Origin of the sequence: Pseudoxanthomonas sp. J35 (assembly GCF_000513995.1) — a bacterium.
Taxonomy (GTDB): Bacteria; Pseudomonadota; Gammaproteobacteria; order Xanthomonadales; family Xanthomonadaceae; genus Pseudoxanthomonas.
Window position 1 is genome coordinate 1 of the sequence record NZ_AZVB01000009.1, and the last position, 21208, is coordinate 21208.

18 protein-coding genes are annotated in these 21208 nt (G+C 71.9%); 6 read left to right on the top strand and 12 right to left on the bottom strand.

Features of this window, described 5'->3' with window-relative positions; all coding sequences use genetic code 11:
- Positions 1-198: transposase family protein (locus PSEJ35_RS0107010; RefSeq protein WP_198014166.1), on the bottom strand; the 198-nt coding region annotated here is incomplete at its 3' end.
- Positions 199-494: 296 nt separating this feature from the next.
- On the bottom strand, positions 495-1796 hold the full coding sequence (locus PSEJ35_RS0107015; RefSeq protein ID WP_232207602.1) for a serine hydrolase domain-containing protein: 1302 nt from the start codon (positions 1794-1796) through the stop codon (positions 495-497).
- Positions 1797-1956: 160 nt separating this feature from the next.
- Here PSEJ35_RS0107015 and PSEJ35_RS0107020 point away from each other — a divergent pair, with 160 nt between their 5' ends.
- Positions 1957-2559, top strand: a complete 603-nt coding sequence (locus PSEJ35_RS0107020; RefSeq protein WP_028917161.1) for a LemA family protein — start codon at positions 1957-1959, stop codon at positions 2557-2559.
- Between the two features lie 43 nt (positions 2560-2602).
- Positions 2603-4504 carry a M48 family metallopeptidase gene (locus PSEJ35_RS0107025; protein WP_028917162.1) on the top strand — a complete coding sequence of 634 codons (1902 nt, stop codon included), beginning with the start codon at positions 2603-2605 and terminating at the stop codon, positions 4502-4504.
- Between the two features lie 48 nt (positions 4505-4552).
- Here the strand turns inward: PSEJ35_RS0107025 and PSEJ35_RS15675 are convergent, their stop codons facing one another.
- Positions 4553-6190, bottom strand: a complete 1638-nt coding sequence (locus PSEJ35_RS15675) for a choline dehydrogenase (protein ID WP_051412579.1) — start codon at positions 6188-6190, stop codon at positions 4553-4555.
- Positions 6191-6366: 176 nt separating this feature from the next.
- On the opposite strand from PSEJ35_RS15675, the gene PSEJ35_RS0107035 reads away from it, so the two are divergent.
- Positions 6367-7731 carry an MFS transporter gene (locus PSEJ35_RS0107035; protein ID WP_028917163.1) on the top strand — a complete coding sequence of 455 codons (1365 nt, stop codon included), beginning with the start codon at positions 6367-6369 and terminating at the stop codon, positions 7729-7731.
- Positions 7732-7750: 19 nt separating this feature from the next.
- Here PSEJ35_RS0107035 and PSEJ35_RS0107040 read toward each other — a convergent pair whose 3' ends face one another.
- From PSEJ35_RS0107040 to PSEJ35_RS0107050, 3 genes are all read right to left on the bottom strand, one after another.
- Positions 7751-8245: a hotdog fold domain-containing protein gene (locus tag PSEJ35_RS0107040; protein WP_028917164.1), complete on the bottom strand. Its 495-nt coding sequence runs from the start codon at positions 8243-8245 to the stop codon at positions 7751-7753.
- Between the two features lie 91 nt (positions 8246-8336).
- The gene (locus PSEJ35_RS0107045; protein WP_028917165.1) at positions 8337-10808 is read right to left on the bottom strand and encodes an acyl-CoA dehydrogenase; all 2472 of its coding nucleotides are present in this window, start codon (positions 10806-10808) and stop codon (positions 8337-8339) included.
- The gene (locus tag PSEJ35_RS0107050; protein ID WP_037082693.1) at positions 10805-11746 is read right to left on the bottom strand and encodes an alpha/beta hydrolase; all 942 of its coding nucleotides are present in this window, start codon (positions 11744-11746) and stop codon (positions 10805-10807) included. The genes PSEJ35_RS0107045 and PSEJ35_RS0107050 overlap by 4 nt, the downstream gene beginning before the upstream one ends.
- A 143-nt stretch (positions 11747-11889) precedes the next feature.
- On the opposite strand from PSEJ35_RS0107050, the gene PSEJ35_RS0107055 reads away from it, so the two are divergent.
- Positions 11890-12483: a TetR/AcrR family transcriptional regulator gene (locus tag PSEJ35_RS0107055; RefSeq protein ID WP_028917167.1), complete on the top strand. Its 594-nt coding sequence runs from the start codon at positions 11890-11892 to the stop codon at positions 12481-12483.
- A gap of 76 nt (positions 12484-12559) precedes the next feature.
- On the opposite strand, the gene pepQ is transcribed toward PSEJ35_RS0107055, so the two are convergent.
- The 6 genes from pepQ to rph form a co-directional block, all read right to left on the bottom strand.
- Entirely contained in the window at positions 12560-13876 is a 1317-nt protein-coding gene (pepQ, locus tag PSEJ35_RS0107060) for a Xaa-Pro dipeptidase (protein ID WP_028917168.1), read from the bottom strand.
- 124 nt (positions 13877-14000) lie between these two features.
- Positions 14001-14345: a PilZ domain-containing protein gene (locus PSEJ35_RS0107065; protein ID WP_028917169.1), complete on the bottom strand. Its 345-nt coding sequence runs from the start codon at positions 14343-14345 to the stop codon at positions 14001-14003.
- Complete coding sequence (locus tag PSEJ35_RS15680) at positions 14342-16735, bottom strand: DUF1631 domain-containing protein (RefSeq protein ID WP_051412566.1); 2394 nt, start codon at positions 16733-16735, stop codon at positions 14342-14344. The genes PSEJ35_RS0107065 and PSEJ35_RS15680 overlap by 4 nt, the downstream gene beginning before the upstream one ends.
- A 78-nt stretch (positions 16736-16813) precedes the next feature.
- A complete protein-coding gene (gene hemW / locus PSEJ35_RS0107075; RefSeq protein ID WP_028917170.1) occupies positions 16814-17968 on the bottom strand; it encodes a radical SAM family heme chaperone HemW in 1155 nt (384 codons plus the stop codon).
- A gap of 20 nt (positions 17969-17988) precedes the next feature.
- Positions 17989-18585: an RdgB/HAM1 family non-canonical purine NTP pyrophosphatase gene (gene rdgB, locus PSEJ35_RS0107080; RefSeq protein ID WP_028917171.1), complete on the bottom strand. Its 597-nt coding sequence runs from the start codon at positions 18583-18585 to the stop codon at positions 17989-17991.
- An 11-nt stretch (positions 18586-18596) separates the two neighbouring features.
- Positions 18597-19322 (bottom strand): ribonuclease PH, encoded by a 726-nt coding sequence (gene rph, locus PSEJ35_RS0107085; RefSeq protein WP_028917172.1) that lies wholly within the window; start codon positions 19320-19322, stop codon positions 18597-18599.
- Between the two features lie 154 nt (positions 19323-19476).
- On the opposite strand from rph, the gene PSEJ35_RS0107090 reads away from it, so the two are divergent.
- Together PSEJ35_RS0107090 and gmk are read left to right on the top strand one after the other, a co-directional pair.
- Positions 19477-20337 (top strand): YicC/YloC family endoribonuclease, encoded by an 861-nt coding sequence (locus PSEJ35_RS0107090; protein ID WP_028917173.1) that lies wholly within the window; start codon positions 19477-19479, stop codon positions 20335-20337.
- Between the two features lie 133 nt (positions 20338-20470).
- Positions 20471-21091 (top strand): guanylate kinase, encoded by a 621-nt coding sequence (gene gmk, locus PSEJ35_RS0107095; protein WP_028917174.1) that lies wholly within the window; start codon positions 20471-20473, stop codon positions 21089-21091.
- Positions 21092-21208 lie beyond the last annotated feature (117 nt).

Sequence of the window (21208 nt, forward strand, 5' to 3'; positions counted from 1 at the left end):
CAGGCGCAGCCGTTGCACCCGCAGCTCCACCGACTCCTCGAACACCGGCAGGTCGCGGATCCGCCGCACCGCGCGGTCGTGGATCGCCGCCACGGGCTGGCCGCAGCCGCTGCAGCAACGCCGCACGCCCTCCTGCGGATCAAGCTCGATCACCAGCCAGCGTTGGCCGCCGCGCGGCTCGCGATGCCAGCGGCTCACGCCATATCCCGCCCAGCCTCCCAGCGGGAACATACAATCCAACTCGGCCACGGCCGGCCCCAGTTTGTTGCTTCGACACCAGCAAGTCTGCCGGGTCGGCCGTGCGCCTCTCTCCCTCACTTGGGAGAAGAACCTTTTTTGTGGCGACGCGCCGGCGGCGTGGCGGACGGGTCCGGGGCGGCATGCCGGTTTCGCCGGGACGCACGCTGGCGACCCTTCACCGGGCGGCCGCCAGGGGTTCGTGCAGGAGCGATCGCGAAGAACGTCCGCGGGCAGGGCGCCCGCGGCCTGGCTGGTCAGCGCGGCGAAGCGGTCGCCGTGGTGCCGGAGCTGCCGCGCTTGGCCGGGGCTTCCGGCTGTTCGGTGCTGCGCTCGACCATCAGGTTGTCGGCGCCGAACTCCACGTCCACGTCCAGCCAGCGTTCCGGCGGCAGGCCGAGGGCGCGGTCGAGGATGGTCGGCAGCAGGCCGCTGGGCAGCGAGCTCTCGCTGTTCCAGAGGATGGCGATGCCCAGGTCGCGGCCCGGCAGCATCGCGGTCATGCCGCGGTAGCCCTGCACCGCGCCGGCATGGAACACCAGCTCCTCGCCGGCGTAGTCGAACACGCGCCAGCCAAGCGCGTAGCTGGCCGCCTGCACGCGGTCGCGGCGCCAGCCGGAACGCAGCTCGCCCGGGGTCGACACCACCGGCGCGTGCAGCGTGGCCAGCAGCGGCGCCGGCAGCACGTCCGGGCGATGGCCGGTATGGGCGAGCAGCCACTGCGCCATGTCGCTGATGCTGGCGTTGACGCCGGCCGCCGGCGGCAGGCGGTAGTAGGTGGGCTTGGGCCTCAGCGAGACCCAGCCGTTGCGGCTGCGCACGTGCGGGCGCGCCCAGCGCGGGCTGGATTCGATCCCGGCCAGGCCGAGGCTGGCGTCGTTCATGCCCAGCGGCTTGAACACGCGCCGCTGGACTTCCTGTTCGTAGAAATTGCCGGAGGCGGCGAAGACCACGTCGCCGATCAGGCTGAAGGCGACGTTCTGGTAGGCGTAGCACTCGCCCGGCGCGCAGGCCAGCTCGGCGCTGCCGAGCTTCTGCGAGACCGTGTAGTACTCGGCGTTGCCCTCGATGTCGCGGTCGAAGGCGTTGTGCGCCTTCAGGCCGACGCGGTGGCTGAGCAGGTCGGCGACCGTCACCTGGCGGGTGAGCTGCGGATCCTGCAGCTGGAAGCCGGGCACGTAGTCGGCCACGCGGCTGTCCCAGCGCAGGCTGCCGTCGTTGACCAGCAGGCCGGCCATGGTCCCGGCGAAGGCCTTGGACAGCGAGGCCAGGCGGAACACGGTGTGCGCGTCGACCGGCTGCGGGCGGACCACGTCGGTGACGCCGTAGCCGCGCGCGCTGAGGATGCGGCCCTCGTGCACGATCGCCATCGCCAGGCCTGGCACGCGCTGGCCCTGGACCAGCTGTTCGGCCATCGCCTCGAACAGGGCGACATCGAAATCCGCCGCCAGCGGCTTGCGGGCGGTGGCGTCGTAGGTGCGATACGGAAGCGGCTGGGCCGGCGGCGGCAGCGCCCCCGGCGCAAGGGTAGGCGTGCGCGCGGTCGACGGCAGCGCCATGGCGAGCATCAGGGCGAGCGCACCCAAGGTCAGCGGTCGGATTCCCCGCGGCCGGTCCGGCCCCACGCGCCCGTCTTTCATGTATTTGATGCCTGTAAGCTACCGCTGCAACCGATTCTAGCGCCGGTTTCCGGGGAATGTACAAACCAGGAGAAGATGAATGGGCACTATGTTGATCCTGTTGGTGTTTTTGGGTCTCGTCGTGGTCCTCGCCCTGTGGGCGGTGGGGGTCTACAACGGCCTGGTCACCAGCCGCAACGCGTGGAAGAACGCCTTCGCCCAGATCGACGTGCAGCTGCAGCGGCGCTTCGACCTGATCCCCAACCTGGTGGAGACCGCGCGCGCCTACATGGCCCATGAGCGCGAGACCCTCGAGGCGGTGGTCGCCGCGCGTTCGGCGGCGCAGGCCGGCCTGGCCGCGGCCAAGGCGCACCCGGGCGACGCGTCGGCGATGGCGGAACTGGCCTCCAGCCAGGGCCAGCTCAACGGCGTGCTCGGCCGCCTGCTGGCGGTGGCCGAGGCCTATCCGGACCTGAAGGCCAACCAGAACATGATGCAGCTCACCGAGGAGCTGTCCTCGACCGAGAACCGGGTGGCGTTCGCGCGCCAGGCCTACAACGACGCGGTGATGGCCTACAACAACAAGCGCGAGGTCTTCCCGTCGAGCGTGGTCGCCGGCATGTTCAACTTCGCCCCGGCGGCGCTGCTGGAGATCCCGGCGGACAAGACGCAGGTGCGCGAGGCGCCGAAGGTCCAGTTCTGACCGGCACGGACGGCCGACCAACCGGGACGTGGGGCAGGGGGCGATGAACTTCTTCGAGCATCAGGCCGCGGCGCGCCGCGGCTCGGGGCGGCTGGTGCTGCTGTTCGCGGCGGCGGTGGTGGCGATCGTGCTGGCGGTGGACCTGGTCACGCTGGTGCTGACCGGCAGCGTCGGCGCGACCGTGGCGGCGACCTTCGCCACGCTGGCGGTGATCGGGCTGGGATCGCTGTACCGGATCGCCTCGCTGCGCGGCGGCGGCGCGGTGGTCGCGGCGCAGATGGGCGGCACCTTCGTCCCGGAGGACACCCGCGACCCGTCGCTGCGCCGCCTGCGCAACGTGGTGGAGGAGATCGCGATCGCTTCCGGCGTGCCGGTGCCGGCGCTGTTCGTGCTGGAGAACGAGGCCGGCATCAACGCCTTCGCCGCCGGCTACGGCACTTCCGACGCGGCCATCGCGGTGACCCGCGGCGCGCTGGACCGGCTCAACCGCGACGAGCTGCAGGGCGTGATCGCGCACGAGTTCAGCCATGTGCTCAACGGCGACATGCGCCTGAACATCCGCCTGATCGGCCTGCTGTTCGGCATCCTCATGCTCAGCCTGATCGGCCAGCGCATCCTGGTCTACGGGCGCCTGGGCCGCTCGCGCGACGCCACCCCGCTGCTGGTGGCGGCGCTGGTGGCGATGGTGGTCGGCAGCATCGGCGTGTTCTTCGGGCGCATGATCAAGGCCGGCGTCAGCCGCCAGCGCGAGTACCTGGCCGATGCCTCGGCGGTGCAGTTCACCCGCCAGACCCGCGGCCTGGCCGGCGCGCTGAAGAAGATCGGCGGGCTGCAGTCCGGATCGGCGCTGCAGGACCGCGCCGACGCCGAGGAGGTCAGCCACATGCTGTTCGGCCCGGGCGCGGCGCTGTCCGGGCTGTTCGCCACCCATCCGCCGCTGGTCGAGCGGATCCGCCGCCTCGAGCCGACCTTCGACGCCAGCCAGCTGCAGCAGCTGCAGGCGCGCTGGAAGATGGCGCCGCCCGACGGCCTGGCCGAGGACGTGGCGCTGGGCCTGGCCGCGCGCGACGCCCAGGCCGGCGGTCCGCCGCCGCTGCCGCCGGCCGACGCCCAGCTGGTCGTCACCCCGCCGATGGTCGCCGGCCAGGTCGCGACGCCGGCCGAGGACGACTACCAGCGTGCCCACGACCTGGTGGAGGGCCTGCCGCCCGAACTGCGCGAGCTGGCGCGCCAGCGCGGCGCGGCGATGCCGCTGCTGCTGGGCATGCTGCTGGACGCCGACCCGGCCGTGGCCGCGCGCCAGCGCACCGAGATCGCCGCGCGCTGCGGCGCCGAACTGGCGCAGCAGGCCTTCGACCTGCGCGACCTCCACCTGCGCGGCCTGCACCCCTCGCTGCGCCTGCCGCTGGCTTCGCTGGCCTTCCCGGTACTGCGCCAGCGCCCGCGGCCGGAGCTGGACGCCTTCCTCGACGCGATCGAGGCGATGGTCCATGCCGACGGCCGCGTGTCGGTGTTCGAGTACTGCCTGTCCAAGCTGCTGCAGGTGCAGGTGCGCGAGGCGCTGGATCCGTCGCGCCACGCCCGCTTCGGCCGCAGCAAGGCGCCGGGCGTGCGCCAGGAATTCGCCACCCTGCTGGCGGCGGTCGCCGAGGCCGGGCATCCGGGCAAGCCGATGGACGCGCAGCGCGCCTACCTGGCCGGCCTGCAGCGGGTGCTGCCGCGCGACCACCTGCCGTACACGCCGCCGGCCGAGGGCGTGCGCGCGCTGGACGCGGTGTGGGAGCCGCTGGACGCGCTGGCGCCGCCTGCCAAGCAGGTGCTGGTGGAAGCGCTGGTCGACGCGGTCTCGCACGACCGCCGGGTCAGCGTGGCCGAGGCCGAGCTGCTGCGCACGGTGTGCGCGCTGCTGCACTGCCCGCTGCCGGCGATGCTGGAGCGGGCGTAGGAGCCCGCGGGCGTCCACCGCGCCGGCGGTGGATGCGACGGCCGCCGTCTACGCGGCAGGTACGGCGAGCTGCGGCGGCGAGGCCGGGTCCGAGGCGATGGCCGGCACGCGCCCGCGCACGATGTCCGCCGCGCGTTCGGCCATCGCGATCACCGGCGCGTTGGTGTTGCCGCCGACCAGGGTCGGCATCACCGAGGCGTCGACCACGCGCAGTCCGTCCACACCGCGCACGCGCAGCTGCGGATCGACCACGGCGTGGTCGTCCACGCCCATGCGGCAGGTGCCGACCGGGTGGTAGATGGTCTCGGCCTTGGCGCGGACGAACTCGGCCAGGCCGGCGTCGTCCAGGTCCTCGCGCGCCGGGTGGATCGGCGCGCCGCGGTAGCGGTCGAACGCCGGTTGCGCCAGCAACTCGCGTGACAGCTTCGCGCACTCGGCCATCATGCGCAGGTCGAAGCCTCCAGGGTCGCTCAGGTAGTTGGCCTCGATCCGCGGCGCGCTGCGTGGATCGGCGTCGCGCAGGGCGATGCGGCCGCGGCTGCGCGGGCGCAGGAAGCAGGCGTGCACGGTCATGCCGTCGCCTTGCAGGCGGTTGCGGCCGTGGTCGTCGAGCATCGCCGGGACGAAGTGGAACTGCACGTCGGGGCGGTCGTCCGGCGCCAGCGCGGAGCGGACGAAGCCGCCGGCCTCGGCGATGTTGCTGCTGCCGGCGCCGCGGCGCCCGCGCAGGAAGTAGTCGAAGGCGATCTTCAGCTCGCTGGCGCGGTCGTAGCTGAGGCCGGGCGGGCAGTGGTACAGGGTGCAGATGTCCAGGTGGTCCTGCAGGTTGGCGCCGACGCCCGGCAGGTCGGCGTGCACCTGGATGCCGTGGCCGCGCAGCTGCGCCGCCGGGCCGATGCCGGAGAGCATCAGCAGCTGCGGCGAGTTGATCGCGCCGGCGCTGAGCAGGATCTCGCCGGCGGCCCCGGCGCGGTGCAGGCGGCGCCCGGTGGCGTACTCGACCGCGGTGGCGCGGCCGTGTTCGACCACGATCCGCCGCACCAGCGCGCCGGTGGCCACGTGCAGGTTCGGCCGCGCGCGCGCCGGCGCCAGGTAGGCGACCGCGGCCGAGCAACGCGCGCCGTCGCGCTGGGTCACCTGGTAGAAGCCGAAGCCGTCCTGGCGTGGGCCGTTGAAGTCGTCGTTGCGGCCCCAGCCGGCCTGCACGCCGGCCTCGACGAAGGCTTCCGAGAGCGGGTTGCGGTGACGCAGGTCGGAGACCCGCAGCGGGCCGCCGGTGCCGTGCAGCGGCGAGGCGCCGCGCGCGTTGTCTTCGGCGCGCAGGAAGTACGGCAGCAGCGCGTCCCAACTCCAGCCGGCCGCGCCGGCCCGCTCCCATTCGTCGTAGTCGCCGGGGACGCCGCGGGTGTAGCACATCGCGTTGATCGAGCTGCAGCCGCCGAGCACCTTGCCGCGCGGCCACCACAGGCGGCGCCCGTGCAGCTGCGGCTCCGGCTCGGTGCTGTAGTTCCAGTTCACCGTGCGGTTGTTGGCCAGGCGGCCGAGGCCGGCGGGCATGTGGATCATCGGGTTCCAGTCGCGCGGCCCGGCTTCCAGCAGCAGCACCCGGCAGGCCGGGTCCTTGCTCAGCCGTGCGGCCAGCACGCAGCCGGCCGATCCGGCTCCGATCACGATGAAGTCGTACATGGATCCCCCGTCGTCCGCCGCCATCGCGGCACCGGGATGCTGTGGGCAGGCGGCGCATGCACGCAAGGCCCCCGGGCGTACGGCGCGGGGCGCTCTGGCGATGTTGCGCTGCATCGTATACTTCGAGCCAAGGACGGACCGTGTGGGCCGGCCGGTTCTACACCCCGGGAACGCCCATGACCCCTGCAGACACGGCGCCCAGCCGCCTCGGCCGTCTCCGCTCGGCGATGTCCGAATCGCCGCCGCTGGTCTGGGCGTTCGTGTACTTCTTCTGCCTGCTCAGCGGCTACTACGTGCTGCGCCCGGTGCGCGAGGCGATGGGCGCCTCGGCCGACGTGGAGGCGATCTTCCCGCCGGCGATGATCGGCTTCTTCGCCGAACGCGGCATCGCCCTGCGCGAGTTCACCCTGCAGGTACTGTTCACCTGCACCTTCCTGATCATGCTGGCGCTGCAGCCGGTGTACGGCTGGCTGGTCAGCCGCTTCCCGCGGCGGGTGTTCCTGCCGGTGGTGTACGGCTTCTTCATCGCCACCCTGCTGGGCTTCTACGTGCTGTTCGACAGCGGCGTGCCGGGGCGGGGCATGGCCTTCTTCCTCTGGATCACGGTGTTCAACCTGTTCGCGGTGGCCGTGTTCTGGAGTTTCATGGCCGACGTTTTCAGCAACGCCGAGGCGCGCGCCTACTACGGCTACATCGGCGCGGCCGGCACCCTGGGCGCCTTCCTCGGGCCGATCCTCACCCGCAGCCTGGTCGAGCGGGTCGGCATCGCCAACCTGATGCTGGTGTCGGCCGGGTTCCTGGCCATGTGCGTGGTCTGCCTGCTGCGGCTGCGGCTGTGGGCGGTGGCCCGCGAGCAGGCGCGCGGCGTGGCCAGCGGCGAGGTGCCGATGGGCGGCGAGGTGCTGGCCGGGCTCAAGCTGGTCCTGCGCGAGCCGCTGCTGCGCTGGATGGCGCTGATGGTGGTCGGCGGCGTCGGCGTGGGCACGCTGCTGTACAACGAGCAGGCGGCGATCGTGCGCCGCGCCTACAGCGACCCGGCCGCGGCCACCGCGTTCTACGCGACCCTGGACCTGGCGGTGAACGCGCTGACCCTGGTGGTGCAGCTGCTGGTCACCCGCGGCCTGATGTCGCGCTTCGGCATCGCCCCGGCGCTGCTGATCCCCGGCTGCGCGATCATCGTCGGCTTCTCGGTGCTGGCCGCCTCGCCGCTGCCGCTGATCGTGGCGGTGGTGCAGGTGGTGACCCGCGCCAGCGAGTTCTCCCTGGCCAAGCCGGCGCGCGAGACGATCTATACCCGGGTCGGCCGCGAGTGGCGCTACAAGGCCGGCGCGGCCATCGATACGGTGATCTACCGCGGCGCCGACCTGAGCTTCGTCTGGCTGCACAAGCCGCTGTCGCTGATCGGTTCCAGCGCGGTGTTCGGCGCCGGCGCGCTGGTCGCCGCCGCGATGACCTTCTCCGCGTTGCGGCTGCTGCGCCAGGAGAAGAAGCTGCCCGACGAGCGCGGCGCGGCGGTGCCGGCGGCCGACGCGGCCGCCTGAACGGGCAGCCTCCCGCCCGTTACCGGCGGGACGCGACGGCCGGTCGCGCCGGCTTCGGCGAGATCCACATCATCACCCGCGCGCGGAACACCACCTCGCCGGCCGGGTTGCGCGCCTCCACCGCCACCGGCAGCTCGTAGGCCTCGCCGGCCTCGACCAGCGCGCCTTCCGGGGTGGCGGTGGCATGGATGCTGCCCACGGCCTTCTTCAGGTACTCCACCGTCATCCCGCGCGGGATCCAGCGCATCGAAGCCGGCACGGTGGCGTCGGTCATCACCCCGGCGACCAGTTCGGCCAGGTTGCACAGCGCGATGGCGTGGACCGTGCCGAGGTGGTTGGTGACCTTGCGGCGGTGCCCGATCGTCGCCTCGCAGCGGCCCGGTTCGAGCACGGTGATGCGCGGGGCGATGGTGGCGAAGTAGGGCGCCTTGAAGCAGACCGCGCGCGAGAACAGCCAGCCTCCGGCCGGCCAGCGCTGCATGCGGCGCCAGGTGTCGAGCAGGCGGTTGGACATCGGTTCGCTCCTGTTGCGTGGGTCCGGATATGCGGACGGCGGGCCCGGGGGCCCGCCGTCGTTGGTGTCGCTCTGCCGGTGTCGCGGCGGATCAGGCCGCTTCGCGGGTACCCGGCTTGTGCTGGTCGTAGTAGCTGGCCGCGCGCAGCTCGTGGGCGTCGAAGTCGTCCACGGTGATCGCCTCGAGGGTGATCTGGCGCAGTTCTTCCAGCTGCTTGCGCTCTTCGGCGGTGATCACGCCCTCGCCCACGGCCTCGTCCAGCTGCGCCGGGAAGTCCAGCGCCTCGATGCCCTTGGTCTTGAGCGCCTTGAGGAACTTGCGCTCGACCGGCTCGGCGGCCACGGCCTTGGCCAGGTAGCTGTCGATGCGGCCACCCGGGTTGTTCTCGCACGGGGTCAGGAACACGCCCTGGCCCAGGCGGTCGCGCGCTTCGTTCGGCGACATCAGCAGCGAGGCCACGCGGTGGTTCAGGCGGTCGCCGGGGGCCTCGGCGCGACGGCCCAGCGGGAACACCAGCGCCCACAGCAGCCAGCCCACCGGGCGGATCGGGAAGTTGCGCAGCGCGTCGGACAGTGCCTTCTCGATCACGTAGAAGCTGTTGTACATGCTCCACGCCAGCAGCGGCTTGTCCGCTTCCGGGCAGCCCTCGTCGTGGTAGCGCTTGAGCACCGCGCCGGCCATGTACAGGTGGCTCAGCACGTCGCCCAGGCGGCCGGACAGCGATTCCTTGAACTTCAGCTTGCCGCCCAGCAGCAGCATCGACAGGTCGGTCATCAACGCCAGGTTGGCCGAGTACCGGTCGAGCTTGCGGAAGAACGGACGGGTGTAGTCGTCGCCCGGGACGCTGCCGAACCTGGAGCCGGTCAGGCCCATCCAGAACGAACGCACGGCGTTGGAGATGCCGTAGCGGACGTGGCCGGCCAGGCTCTCATCGAAGGATTCGACGGCGGCCTTGCGGTCCTTGTCCTGCGCCGCCTTCATTTCCTTCATCACCCACGGATGGCACAGGATCGCGCCCTGGCCGAAGATCAGCAGGCTGCGGGTCATGATGTTGGCGCCTTCCACGGTCACGCCGATCGGCGCAGCCTGCCAGGCGCGGCCGGCGAAGTTGCGCGGGCCGAGGATGATGCCCTTGCCGCCGATCACGTCCATCACGTCGGTGATCACTTCGCGGCCCATGGTGGTGCAGTGGTACTTGGCGATCGCCGACGGCACCGACGGCACGTCGCCGCGGTCCACAGCCGCGGCGGTGGCCTGGGCCAGCGCGCTGGCGGTGTAGGCCTTGCCGCCGATGCGGGCCAGCGCTTCCTCGACGCCCTCGAAGCGGCCGACCGACAGGCCGAACTGCTTGCGGATGCGGGCGTAGGCGCCGGTCACGCGGGCGCCGAACTTGGCACCGCCGGAAGCGGTGGAGGGCAGGGTGATCGAGCGGCCCACGGCCAGGCACTCGTTGAGCATGTTCCAGCCCTTGCCGGCCATCTCGGCGCCGCCGATCAACTGGCTCAGCGGGATGAACACGTCCTTGCCGCGGATCGGGCCGTTCTGGAACGGGGAGTTCAGCGGGAAGTGGCGGCGGCCGATCTCCACGCCGGCGGTGTCACGCGGCAGCAGCGCCAGGGTGATGCCGATGTCCTTGGTGTCGCCCAGCAGGCCGTCCGGGTCGTACATGCGGAAGGCCAGGCCGATCAGGGTCGCGACCGGGGCCAGGGTGATGTAGCGCTTGTCGAAGGTCAGGCGCACGCCGAGCACGTTGGCGCCATTCCACTCTCCCTTGCAGACGATGCCGTAGTCCGGGATCGAGGTCGCGTCGGAGCCGGCGAACGGGCCGGTCAGGCCGAAGCAGGGCACTTCCTGGCCGACGGCCAGGCGCGGCAGGTAGTACTCCTTCTGCTCCCTGGTGCCGTAGTGGTTGAGCAGCTCGCCCGGGCCCAGCGAGTTGGGCACACCGACGGTGGAGCTGACCACCGAGGAGACCGAGGCGATCTTCTGGATGACCTTGTGGTGGGCGAGGGCCGAGAAGCCCAGGCCGCCGTACTCCTTCGGGATGATCATGCCGAAGAACTTGTTCTTCTTGATGAAGTCCCACAGCTCCGGCGGCAGGTCCGCGTGGACGTGGGTGATCTCCCAGTCGTTGATCATCCTGCACAGCTCCTCGACCGGGCCGTCGAGGAAGGCCTGCTCTTCGGCGGTGAGCTGCGGCTTGGGATAGTCCAGCAGCTTCTGCCAGTCCGGATCGCCGGTGAACAGTTCGCCCTCGAAGCCGACCGAACCGGTCTCCAGGGCGATGCGCTCGGTCTGCGACAGCGGCGGCAGGATCTTGCGGAACACGTCCAGCAGCGGCGCCACCAGCAGCGGCTTGCGGATGAACGGCAGCAGCAGCGGCACGGCGATGACCGCTGCGACGATGGCCACGACCGCGGTGGCGGTCTGGTTGGCGCCGAGCAGCCAGCAGGCGACCAGGGCGGTGGCGAGGAGGGCTGCCCACGCGGCGAGGCGCCAGCGGTGGTATGCGGCGAATGCGCTGATCAGTATGAATGCCAGGATTGGCGCGGCGATGCTCATGGGTCTGCTCCGGTGACGGGCGCTGGAGCCCGGTCTGCGGTGGAAGTCCCGGAACTTTCGCTCCGGTCCAGTTCCGCCAGATATTCCAGCACGGTGGCGGTAAAGCGGTCGTTGTCGTCGCCGGCCAGCATATGCGTGGCATCGGCGAGCTGCACATGGCGCGCGTGCGGCGCCAGTTCGAGGAAATGCCCGATGGTCTGCGCGGACACCAGGTCGCTGCGGCCGCCGCTGACCAGCAGCAGCGGGCAGCGCACCGCGCGGGTGGCCGCGGCGATGTCGTCCTGGTGGCGTTCGGCGTCGCGCGCCAGCTCGTCGACCAGGCGCGGGTCCCAGTGCCAGCGCCAGCGGCCGTCTCCGCCCTGGCGCAGCAGTTCGCGCAGGGTTCCCGGCGACTTGCGGCCGCGGCGGTGCGGCAGGTAGGCGGCGATCGCGTCGGCAGCCTCGTCCAGCGAGGCGAAGCCGTGCGGGAAGGCGGTCATGAAGCCGAGCACGCGCTCGACCCCGGCCGCTTCCCAGCGCGGGGTGATGTCGACCAGCACCATCGCCCGGAACAGGCCGGGCCAGCGCGCCTCGGCGAGCAGGCCGAACAGCCCGCCCATCGAGGCGGCGACCAGCACCGGCGGCTGCGGCAGTTCGCCGGCCAGCACGATCAGGTCGTCGGTGAACTGGTGCCCCGTGTAGGGCTCGCCCGGTGCATTGCGGTCCGAGCCGCCATGGCCGCGGGCGTCGTAGGCCAGGCCAGGGAGGCCATGCGCGGCGAGCGTGGCGGCGGTGGCCGACCAGGCGCCGCGGGTCTGGCCGAAGCCGTGCGCGTACACCACGGCGGGGGCCTCGTGGCCCTGCCCGGCGGCGTGGCAGCGGGTGGCAGCCAGCGCCAGTCCCGCGCCTTCAAGGCGCAGGTCGACGACCGTGGGGACGGTAGTGGCAGCCAAATCCATACCTGATGGTATGGACCGCGTCGACGGAAAGTCAATACGAAGGCGTATGGCGGTGCAGCATCGGCCGTATGGTTCGTGATTGGCTGCAGTTTCCCGAGAAACCGCGTACTGCAACGCACTACTGCGTATGGTTAAATCGGGGAATGAACACGAGCCCCGCCGCCCCGATGCCTTCCGCTCCCGCGCGCAGCAGTCGCCTCAGTGCTGCCGACTGGGCCCAGGTGGCCCTCGACGTGATCGCCGAGCAGGGCGTCGCCGCCGTGGCGGTCGAACCGCTCGCCCGCCGACTCGGCGTCACCAAGGGCAGCTTCTACTGGCACTTCCCGTCGCGTGACGCGCTGCTGCAGGCGGCGCTGGAACGCTGGGAAGAGGTCGAGCAGGAACAGGTCTTCGGCAGCCTGGAAGAGGTTCCCGATCCGCGTGAACGCCTGCGCCGCCTGTTCCAGCTGGTCGGCCACGAGACCAAGCCGCACGCGATCTACAGTGAACTGCTCAAGGCGCTCGAGCATCCGGCGGTGGGCCCGGTGATCCAGCGCGTGTCGCAGCGGCGCCTGGACTACCTCACCGCGTCTTTCCGCCAGGCCGGTCTGGGCCGCACCGAGGCGGTGAACCGCGCGCGCCTGACCTATGCGGCGTACGTCGGCTTCCTGCAGCTGCGCCCGCACCAGCCGAAGATGACCCACGAGGAGTTCGAGGAGTACCTCGAGCACGTGATCAACACGCTGATCCCGGTCTGAGGCCGGGATCGCCCCGGCGCGCCGCGCGCCGGGACGCCTGGCCCCCGTGGGCGCGGGGGCCTTCCACCGTCGCCGCTCAGGCGAAGGCCGGCCGGGTCAGGTTCTCCGGCGCGCCGTCGGTGCACACCACGTCGTCCTCGATGCGGATGCCGCCGTACGGGCGGAAATGGTCCACGCGCGCCCAGTCGACGCTGTCGGCGTGGCCGTTCTTCTTCACCTCGTCCAGCAGCATGTCGATGAAGTAGATGCCCGGCTCGATGGTCACGACCATGCCCGGCTCCAGTACGCGGGTCATGCGCAGGTAGGGGTGCCCCTCCGGGCGCGGGATGGTGCCGCCGCGGTCGCTGGCGGCGAAGCCGGCCACGTCGTGCACCTGCAGGCCGATCGGGTGGCCCAGGCCGTGCGGGAAGAACGCCGCGCTCACGCCGGTGGCCAGCGCCGCCTCCGGCGAGACCTTGAGCACGCCGAAGTCGCGCAGGATGCCCATCAGCACCAGATGCGCGTCCAGGTGCAGCTGGCGGTAGTCGGCGCCGGCGCGCACCGCCGCGCACATGTCCTGCTGGGCGGCGTCGACCGCCTCGATCATCGCCTGGAACTCGCTGCCGCGGTCGGCCGCATAGGTGCGGGTGATGTCGGCCGCGTAGCCGCAATGGCTGGCGCCGGCGTCGATCAGGAAGCTCAGCGATTCGGCCGGCGGGTCGCGGTCCAGCTCGGTGTAGTGCAGCACCGCGCCGTGGGTGTTGAGGGCGACGATGTTCTGGTAGGGGACCTCGGTCGCGTCCTGCTGCGCGGCGGCGCAGTAGGCCATGTGGATCTCGAACTCGCTGGCGCCGGCGCGGAACGCGCGCTCGGCGGCGCGGTGCGCGTGCGCGGCGCGGCGCTGGGCCAGGCGCATCAGCGCCAGCTCGTACGGGGTCTTGTACGAACGCTGGTAGTGCAGGTAGTCCAGCGCCGCGGCCGGGTTGTTCGGCGCGTAGTCGCCCAGGGTGCTGTTGGCCTCGCCGAGGATCGCGCAGCGCGCCGCCGGCGGCAGCAGCGGCAGCGCCTCCTCCGGGGTGCGGATCACGTGCACCTCGCAGTGCTCCACCCACCAGCCGGCGGGCGCCTCGGGCACCACGTGCCAGTAGTCGAACGGCTGCAGGTAGATGACCTTCGGCCGCTGCCCGGGCGTGTACACCAGCCAGCTGTCGGTGACCGTGGTCAGCGGCAGCCAGTGCTTGAAGTGCGGGTTCACCGCGAACGGATAGTCGCGGTCGTCGAACAGCTGGTAGTGGCGCCGGCCGCTGGGGACCAGCAGGTGGTCGTGGCCGCTGCGCGCGAGCGCCTCGTCGGCGCGGGCCTTCAGCACGGCCAGGTGTTGGGGGTAGAGCAGGGCGGGATTGGCGGCGTCCATGGCGGGAAGCAGGTGCGGAAAGGGGCAAGTTTGCCCCATCCGGCCTGTACCGGGACGGGCCGGCGGTCATGGTGCCGCGGCCAGCGACGCGGGACGCTGCGCCGCCGCGGGCGGCGCGGGAGGATCAGCGCACCGTGGCCTCGTCGCCGGCGCGCACCCATTCGCGGATATGGCGGCGCTGTTCGTCGGCGATGGTCAGGAAGCGGAAGCCGCACCAGCTCTGGCCGGGGGTGTTGGCGTCGACCTTCCACAGCAGGTGCACGCCGACGTTGAGCGGCTGCGGCCGCCCGCCGAGGTGGAAGCGCAGCTGGTACAGCGCGTCTTCGACCAGCGGCGCCGTGGCGATCAACAGCATGCCGGTCTCGGAGAGGTTGCCCAGCTGGCCGACGACCTGGTCGGTCATGGTGTCGATCACCGGCACCACCGTGGTGACGTGGCGGCGCGGCGCGCGGCGGGTGTCGTGGATCATGCGCGGGCCCCCCCGGTGGTTTCGTTGCCCATCCCGGCCAGGCCGCGCAGCGCGCGCAAGGTGGCCTGCCAGGCCCGGTCGATCAGGCGGCCGCGGTCCTCGGTGACCACCCGCGCCTGGCCGCGGGCCACCAGCCGCGCAAGTGAATCCATCGAGTGTTCGCCGACCTTGTGGCCGCGCGCGTTCACGAACAGGGCGTTGTCGCTGACCGGGCTGTACCAGGACAGACGTTCGCGGTGCACGTGACCCTGCTGGTTGTGCACGAACTCGAACCAGGTGCCGAACGGCAGCGTGCGCAGGTACTCGTAGCAGGACTGCTCCTCGGCGGTGCGCGGCGGCAGCTTCGGCTTCTTGGTCTCGCCTTCGCCCTCGCCCAGGCGCGCGCGCGCCTTGAGCCGGGCGGTCAGCTCGGTGCGCGAGGTGGCCTCGTCGTCGTCGCTGCGCGCCAGGCGTCGCGCGATCGCGCTGGCCTCGTCCTCGTGGTAGCCGACCTGGCGCAGGGCGGTGTCGATCTGCGCGGCCAGCTCCGGATCCGGCGCCGCGTCGGGCGTGCAGGTCACCTCCAGGATGCGCTCGGTGGCCGCGTCGCGCTCGTGCCATTCCGGCGAGTCCTCGCCGTGGCGCAGCGCGGTCAGGGTCAGCGCGTCGGCCCAGGCCTGGTTGATCAGCGCGCGCACGAACTGCGGCGGATTGCGCCCTTCCAGGCGCGTGGCGATCGCCACCGAGGCGGCGCGCTTGGCCGTTTCCAGGCGGTCGCGGCCGCGCGCGGCCTCGACCTGGCGGCGTTCGGCGATCTCGGCCTTGCGCGCCTGCGCGCGGTAGTGTTCCTGCACCTCGCGGTTGGCGCGCTCGAACACGGTCTCGTCGCCGTCGTACTCCTCGACCACGCGGTCGACCGCCTGCTCCAGCTGCAGGACCAGCTGCGGGTCGTTGTCCTCTTCCGCCAGCCAGGTCGCGCCGGACTCGGCCACCGAGTTGAGCAGTTCGCGCGCCGGGTGCTGGTCGCGGACGAAGAAGCTGCGGTCCTGCACCGCCGCGCGCATCACCGGGACCTGCAGGCGTTCGAGCAGGTCCTGGGCCGGCGCGTCCTCGTGCACCTCGCGGCCGATCTCGCGGTACAGCATGCCCAGCAGGTCGAAGGTGTCGTTGTGCTCCTGCGACAGCCCGGCCTGCGGGCCATGCTGCTCGCGGGCGCGCGCCAGCATCGCCTGGCGCAGGTCGTCGAGGGTGCGGCGCGGCCGGCCCGGCGCGCGCTTCGGCGGCGGCGCCGCCTGCATCGCGCCCAGCGCGTTGACCACCGCGTCCAACTGCAGGATGTTGCCGGCGGGCGCCGCGGCGGGCGCCTGGCCGCTGGCGGCCCGGCGTTCGGAAAGCAGTTCCTGCAGCGCCGCGAACAGCGTCTCGGGCAGTTCGACGGTGGCGGGGGCGCCGGCGTGCGCGCCCGCTTCGTCCGGCGCCACGGCGGTGGCGGTCGCGGCGCCGCCTGCGCCGGCTCCCGTGGCCGCCGGCGATCCGGCTTCGCCGGTATCGCCGCCGTGGCGCGCGGCCAGCCCGGCCATCAGCGCGCCGCTCCAGGCCGAAGGCGCCGCCTGGCCGTGCCAGCCGGTCAGCGGGCGCTGGCCCGGCGTGCCGGTACCCGGCGGCGGCACGCGGCTGGCGCCCGCGGTGCGCGGGCGGTAGGGCATGTAGGCCAGCCCGGGGAGGATGTCCTCGTGGGCCAGCAGCACGTTGAGCCGCTCGACCAGTTCGCCGTAGCGCTCCATCACCTGGCGTTCGAACACCCGGTACAGCAGCAGCTGCGAATCCAGACTCAGTTCCAGCGCCTCGCCGGACTCGCGCAGGATCCGGCACAGCGCATGCGGACCGATCGGCAGGGTTTCCGGATCGTAGGCCGGGCGCGCGGCGAGCACGGCGAAGCGCTGGCCGAGCAGCAGCAGCGGGGTGCCGCCGCGCTGCGCCTCGCGGCGCGCGATCTCGTTGAGGACGATGTCGCGGTCCAGGTCGGTGTCCTCGACCAGGGTCAGGTGCTGGAACTGCAGCGACGGCGCCGTCGCCGGCGCGGCGGCCGGTTCCTGCGGATCGCGCAGGCAGGCCAGTTCCGCCTCCAGGCCGGCGAGGAAGCGCGGTACCAGGTCGGCGCGGTGCTTGCGCAGGTGCTGCAGTTCGGCGAAGTGCTCGGACTGGTCCTGGCTGCTGCGCGCGCGGTCGGCCTGCTTGAACAGCTGCCGTTCGAACTCGGCGAGGGCCAGGTTGAGCGAGGTGGTCAGCGCCTGCCCGGCGTGGGTGTTCACCGCCTCCAGGACGTGGCGGACGCGCGGCGGCAGCGGTGCACCCGCGAGCGTTCGCAGGCGCGCCCCGGCGTTGGAAACAGGCCGATCAGTCGCAGGCATCCGTGGTACCCCCTGTGGCGCGGTATTTAGCACGTTTGCCCCGGTGCGGCCACCGAACGGAGCAAGCGGGTCCCGGGCTCAGAGGAACAGGGCGATGACGTCGTTGGCGAAGCGGCGTCCCAGCACGGTCGGCGCCACCCGGTTGGCCTCGATCGACAGCCATTCCCGTTGCCGTGCCGTTTCCAGCGCCGGCGCGATGCTGTCCCGGGACAGCCCGGTCCGCACCTCGAAATCGGCCAGGTCGAAGCCCTCGTGCAGGCGCAGGGCGTTGAGCATGTATTCGAACGGGCGCTGCTCCGGGGCGATGCGGTCGTCGCCACCGATCGCCTGGTCGCTGCCGGCGGCGGCCATCCAGGTGGCCGGGTGCTTGTGCTTCCAGCGGCGCAGGATCGCCTGTTCGGCGCCCAGGGTAATCTTGCCGTGGGCGCCGGCGCCGATCCCCAGGTAGTCGCCGTAACGCCAGTAGTTGAGGTTGTGCGCGCACTGCCGGCCCGGGCGGGCGTAGGCGCTGGTCTCGTAGTGGCCGTAGCCGGCGTCGGCCAGCAGGGCCTGGCAACGTTCCTGGATGTCCCAGGCGAGGTCGTCGTCCGGGATGCCCTGCGGCGGCCGGGCGTAGAACACCGTGTTCGGTTCCAGAGTCAGCTGGTAGTGGCTGATATGCGCCGGCTGCAGGGCGAAGGCGCGCTCCAGGTCGCGCTCGGCCATGGCCAGGTCCTGGCCGGGCAGGGCGTACATCAGGTCCAGGTTGAGGTTGTCGAAGCCGGCGTCCTGGGCCAGCTTCACCGCCGCCTCGGCCTCGGCGCTGTCGTGGATCCGGCCCAGGCGCTGCAGGCAGCCGTCGTCGAAGCTCTGGATGCCGAAGCTGATCCGGTTGACCCCGGCGGCGCGGTAGTCCTCGAAGCGGTCGTGCTCGGCGGTGCCGGGATTGGCTTCCAGGGTGATCTCGGCATCGGGCGCGAAGCGCAGGCGCGCGGAGGCGGCCGACAGGATCGACTCGATCGCCGCGGCCGGGAACAGGCTCGGCGTGCCGCCGCCGAAGAACACGCTGTGCACGGTGCGGCCCCAGACCAGCGGCAGGTCGTGCTCGAGGTCGCGCACCAGCGCGGCGACGTAGTCGTCGAACGGCAGTTCGCCCCTGGCGCCGTGGGAGTTGAAGTCGCAGTACGGGCATTTGCGCACGCACCAGGGCAGGTGCACGTACAGCGACAGCGGCGGCGGGATCAGGTCGGGCATGGTTGGCTCGCGCCGGGCGCTCAGCCGAGTACTTCGGGCAGGCGCGCGCGCAGCTGTTCCAGCGCCTTGCCGCGGTGGCTGATGCGGTTCTTCAGCGCCATCGGCATTTCCGCCGCGGTCTGCCCGTGCTCCGGGTCGAGGAACACCGGATCGTAGCCATGGCCGCCTTCGCCGCGGCGCTCACGGGTGATGCGGCCGCGCCACTGGCCCTCGACCAGCAGCGGCTGCGGGTCCCCGGCATGGCGCAGCACCACCAGCACGCACTGGAAGTGGGCGCCGCGGCGCGCGTCGTCGATGCCATCCAGCGCGGCCAGCAGCTTGTCGATGTTGCGCTGCGGATCGGCCGGCTCACCGGCGTAGCGCGCCGAGTACAGGCCCGGTGCGCCGCCGAGCGCGTCCACGCACAGGCCCGAATCGTCGGCCAGCGCCGGCAATCCGGTCACGCGGCTGGCGTGGCGCGCCTTGAGCAGCGCATTCTCGATGAAGGTCAGCCCGGTTTCCTCGGCGTCCTCGACGCCCAGGTCGGATTGCGCGAGCAGCTCGATGCCGCTGCCGCCCAGCAGGTGGTGCAGCTCCTCGAGCTTGCCGCGGTTGGAGGAGGCCAGGACCAGCTTCATCGGCCGCGCCCTCAGCCGGCCAGGGCCTGGCGCTGCAGCTCCAGCAGCTGGCCGATGCCGCTCTCGGCCAGCGCCAGCAGCGCATCCAGTTCGTCGCGGCGGAAGGCATGGCCCTCGGCCGTGCCCTGCAGCTCGATGAAGCCGCCGCCGTCGTTCATCACCACGTTCATGTCGGTGTCGCAGTCGCTGTCCTCGGCGTAGTCCAGGTCCAGCACCGGCACGCCCTTGTACACGCCGACCGAGACCGCGGCGACCGCGCCGAACACCGGGTCGCGCTTGATCTCGCCACGGCCCTGCAGCCAGCGCACCGCGTCGACCAGGGCCACGTAGGCGCCGGTGATCGCCGCGGTGCGGGTGCCGCCGTCGGCCTGAAGCACGTCGCAGTCCAGGGTGATGGTGCGCTCGCCGAGGGCGCCGCGGTCGACGCAGGCGCGCAGGGTGCGGCCGATCAGGCGCTGGATCTCCAGGGTGCGGCCGCCCTGCTTGCCGCGCGAGGCCTCGCGGTCGGAGCGGGTATGGGTGGAGCGCGGCAGCATGCCGTACTCGGCGGTCACCCAGCCCTCGCCCTTGCCACGCAGGAACGCCGGCACCTTGTTGTCGATGCTGGCGGTGCACAGCACGCGGGTATCGCCGAAGCTCACCAGCACCGAGCCTTCGGCGTGGCGGGTGAAGCCGCGCTGGATGCGCACTTCGCGCAGCTGGTCGGGCGCGCGGCCACTGGGACGGACTACGGTCATTCGGGGGTTCCGGTCGGGAAGTACGGGGGGGCGCAACGGGCGCGCGGGCGGTCGCGGGCAGGCGGCCCGGGGTGCCGTGGCGGGCCGGCTAGATTACCATTCGCGCCTTGCCGCAGCGCCCGCGCGCCTGCGCCCCGTGACACAAGGACCCCGCATGATCCGCAGCATGACCGCCTTCGCCAGCGGCGAACGCGCTACTCCCTGGGGCGTGCTGGCCTGCGAGCTGCGCTCGGTCAACCATCGCTTCCTCGAGACCGGCCTGCGCCTGTCCGACGAGCTGCGCGCGCTGGAACCGCTGCTGCGCGAGCGGGTCGCCGCCCGCATCCAGCGCGGCAAGCTCGACCTGGCGCTGCGCCTGCGCGCGCCGGAGTCGGCCGCCTCGCTGGTGGTGAACGAAGCGCTGCTCGGCCAGCTTGGCGAGCTGGCGGCGAAGCTCGACGGCCAGTTTCCCGGCCTGCGGGTCGAATTCACCCAGCTGCTGCAGGTGCCCGGCGTGATGCAGGTGCAGGCCGCCGACAGCGAGGCCCTGCAGGCCGAGGCGTTGTCGCTGCTGGACGAGGTGCTCGACGGCTTCGTCGCCGCGCGCGAGCGCGAGGGCGCCAAGCTGGCCGCGGCGATCGTCGAACGCGTCGACGGCATCGAGCGCATCGCCGCGCAGGTGCGCGAACTGATCCCGGCGATCCGCGAAGGCCAGCGCGCCAAGCTGGCCGCGCGCCTGGCCGACCTGCCGCACCCGGTCGAGCCCGGCCGCGCCGAGCAGGAACTGGTGCTGTGGCTGCAGAAGCTGGACGTGGACGAGGAGCTGGACCGCCTCGGCAGCCACATCGCCGAGATCCGCCGGGTCCTCGCCCAGCGCGAGCCGGTCGGCCGCCGCCTCGACTTCCTGCTCCAGGAATTCAACCGCGAGGCGAATACCCTCGGCTCCAAGTCGGTGGACGCGCGCACCTCGGCCGCCGCGGTCGAGCTGAAGGTGCTGATCGACCAGGTGCGCGAGCAGGCGCAGAACATTGAATGACAGCCGGGATTGGTGATTCGTGATTCGGGATTCGGGATTCGAGAAAGCAACGGCAACGGCAACGGCAGGGGCGCGGGTGGGCGAGGGTGATGCTGTGACCAGTCCCCAATCCCCAATCCCGAATCCCGGCCCGATGCGGGGCACCCTGTTCGTCGTGGCCGCGCCTTCCGGGGCGGGCAAGTCGAGCATCGTCAACGCGGTGCTGGCCCGCGATCCGCAGATCCGCCTGTCGATCTCGTTCACCTCGCGCGGGCCGCGTCCGGGCGAACGCCACGCGCAGCACTACCACTTCGTGTCCGAGGAGGAGTTCCAGCGCATGATCGACGCCGGCGACTTCTTCGAGTACGCCCGCGTGCACGGCGACTGGAAGGGCACGGCGCGGCAGTCGGTGGAGCCGCAGCTGGCCGCCGGCCACGACGTGCTGCTGGAGATCGACTGGCAGGGCGCGCTGCAGGTGCGGCAGAAGGTGCCGGACGCGGTCAGCCTGTTCATCCTGCCGCCGTCGCGCGAGGCGCTGGAGCAGCGCATGCGCGCCCGCGGCCAGGACACCGAGGAGGTCATCGCCCGCCGCCTGGCCGCCGCCCGCGAGGAGATGTCGCATTACAGCGACTTCGACTACGTGATCGTCAACGAGGTCTTCGAAACCGCGGTGGACGAGGCCTGCGCGGTGTTCACCGCCAGCCGCCTGCGCTGCGCCCAGCAGCAGCAGCGCCATGCCGCGCTGATCGAGGCGCTGCTGGCGCCGGAGGCCTGAGCCCGCCGTGCAAGGTCGGACTCGGCCCCTGCCTGCGGCCTAAGCGTTTGATTGCAAAGGTCCGTTCAGCCGGAAGGCTTGCCCGGACGGCCGGCCAGGGCGTACACTCCGCGCCCG

What these genes read in the sequence shown, in the direction of transcription:
- PSEJ35_RS0107015 (WP_232207602.1), bottom strand. Translation starts at nt 1,796, where the DNA reads ATGGCGCTGCCGTCGACCGCGCGCACGCCTACCCTTGCGCCGGGGGCG.
- PSEJ35_RS0107020 (WP_028917161.1), top strand. Translation starts at nt 1,957, where the DNA reads ATGGGCACTATGTTGATCCTGTTGGTGTTTTTGGGTCTCGTCGTGGTC.
- PSEJ35_RS0107025 (WP_028917162.1), top strand. Translation starts at nt 2,603, where the DNA reads ATGAACTTCTTCGAGCATCAGGCCGCGGCGCGCCGCGGCTCGGGGCGG.
- PSEJ35_RS15675 (WP_051412579.1), bottom strand. Translation starts at nt 6,190, where the DNA reads ATGTACGACTTCATCGTGATCGGAGCCGGATCGGCCGGCTGCGTGCTG.
- PSEJ35_RS0107035 (WP_028917163.1), top strand. Translation starts at nt 6,367, where the DNA reads ATGACCCCTGCAGACACGGCGCCCAGCCGCCTCGGCCGTCTCCGCTCG.
- PSEJ35_RS0107040 (WP_028917164.1), bottom strand. Translation starts at nt 8,245, where the DNA reads ATGTCCAACCGCCTGCTCGACACCTGGCGCCGCATGCAGCGCTGGCCG.
- PSEJ35_RS0107045 (WP_028917165.1), bottom strand. Translation starts at nt 10,808, where the DNA reads ATGAGCATCGCCGCGCCAATCCTGGCATTCATACTGATCAGCGCATTC.
- PSEJ35_RS0107050 (WP_037082693.1), bottom strand. Translation starts at nt 11,746, where the DNA reads ATGGATTTGGCTGCCACTACCGTCCCCACGGTCGTCGACCTGCGCCTT.
- PSEJ35_RS0107055 (WP_028917167.1), top strand. Translation starts at nt 11,890, where the DNA reads ATGAACACGAGCCCCGCCGCCCCGATGCCTTCCGCTCCCGCGCGCAGC.
- pepQ (WP_028917168.1), bottom strand. Translation starts at nt 13,876, where the DNA reads ATGGACGCCGCCAATCCCGCCCTGCTCTACCCCCAACACCTGGCCGTG.
- PSEJ35_RS0107065 (WP_028917169.1), bottom strand. Translation starts at nt 14,345, where the DNA reads ATGATCCACGACACCCGCCGCGCGCCGCGCCGCCACGTCACCACGGTG.
- PSEJ35_RS15680 (WP_051412566.1), bottom strand. Translation starts at nt 16,735, where the DNA reads ATGCCTGCGACTGATCGGCCTGTTTCCAACGCCGGGGCGCGCCTGCGA.
- hemW (WP_028917170.1), bottom strand. Translation starts at nt 17,968, where the DNA reads ATGCCCGACCTGATCCCGCCGCCGCTGTCGCTGTACGTGCACCTGCCC.
- rdgB (WP_028917171.1), bottom strand. Translation starts at nt 18,585, where the DNA reads ATGAAGCTGGTCCTGGCCTCCTCCAACCGCGGCAAGCTCGAGGAGCTG.
- rph (WP_028917172.1), bottom strand. Translation starts at nt 19,322, where the DNA reads ATGACCGTAGTCCGTCCCAGTGGCCGCGCGCCCGACCAGCTGCGCGAA.
- PSEJ35_RS0107090 (WP_028917173.1), top strand. Translation starts at nt 19,477, where the DNA reads ATGATCCGCAGCATGACCGCCTTCGCCAGCGGCGAACGCGCTACTCCC.
- gmk (WP_028917174.1), top strand. Translation starts at nt 20,471, where the DNA reads ATGCGGGGCACCCTGTTCGTCGTGGCCGCGCCTTCCGGGGCGGGCAAG.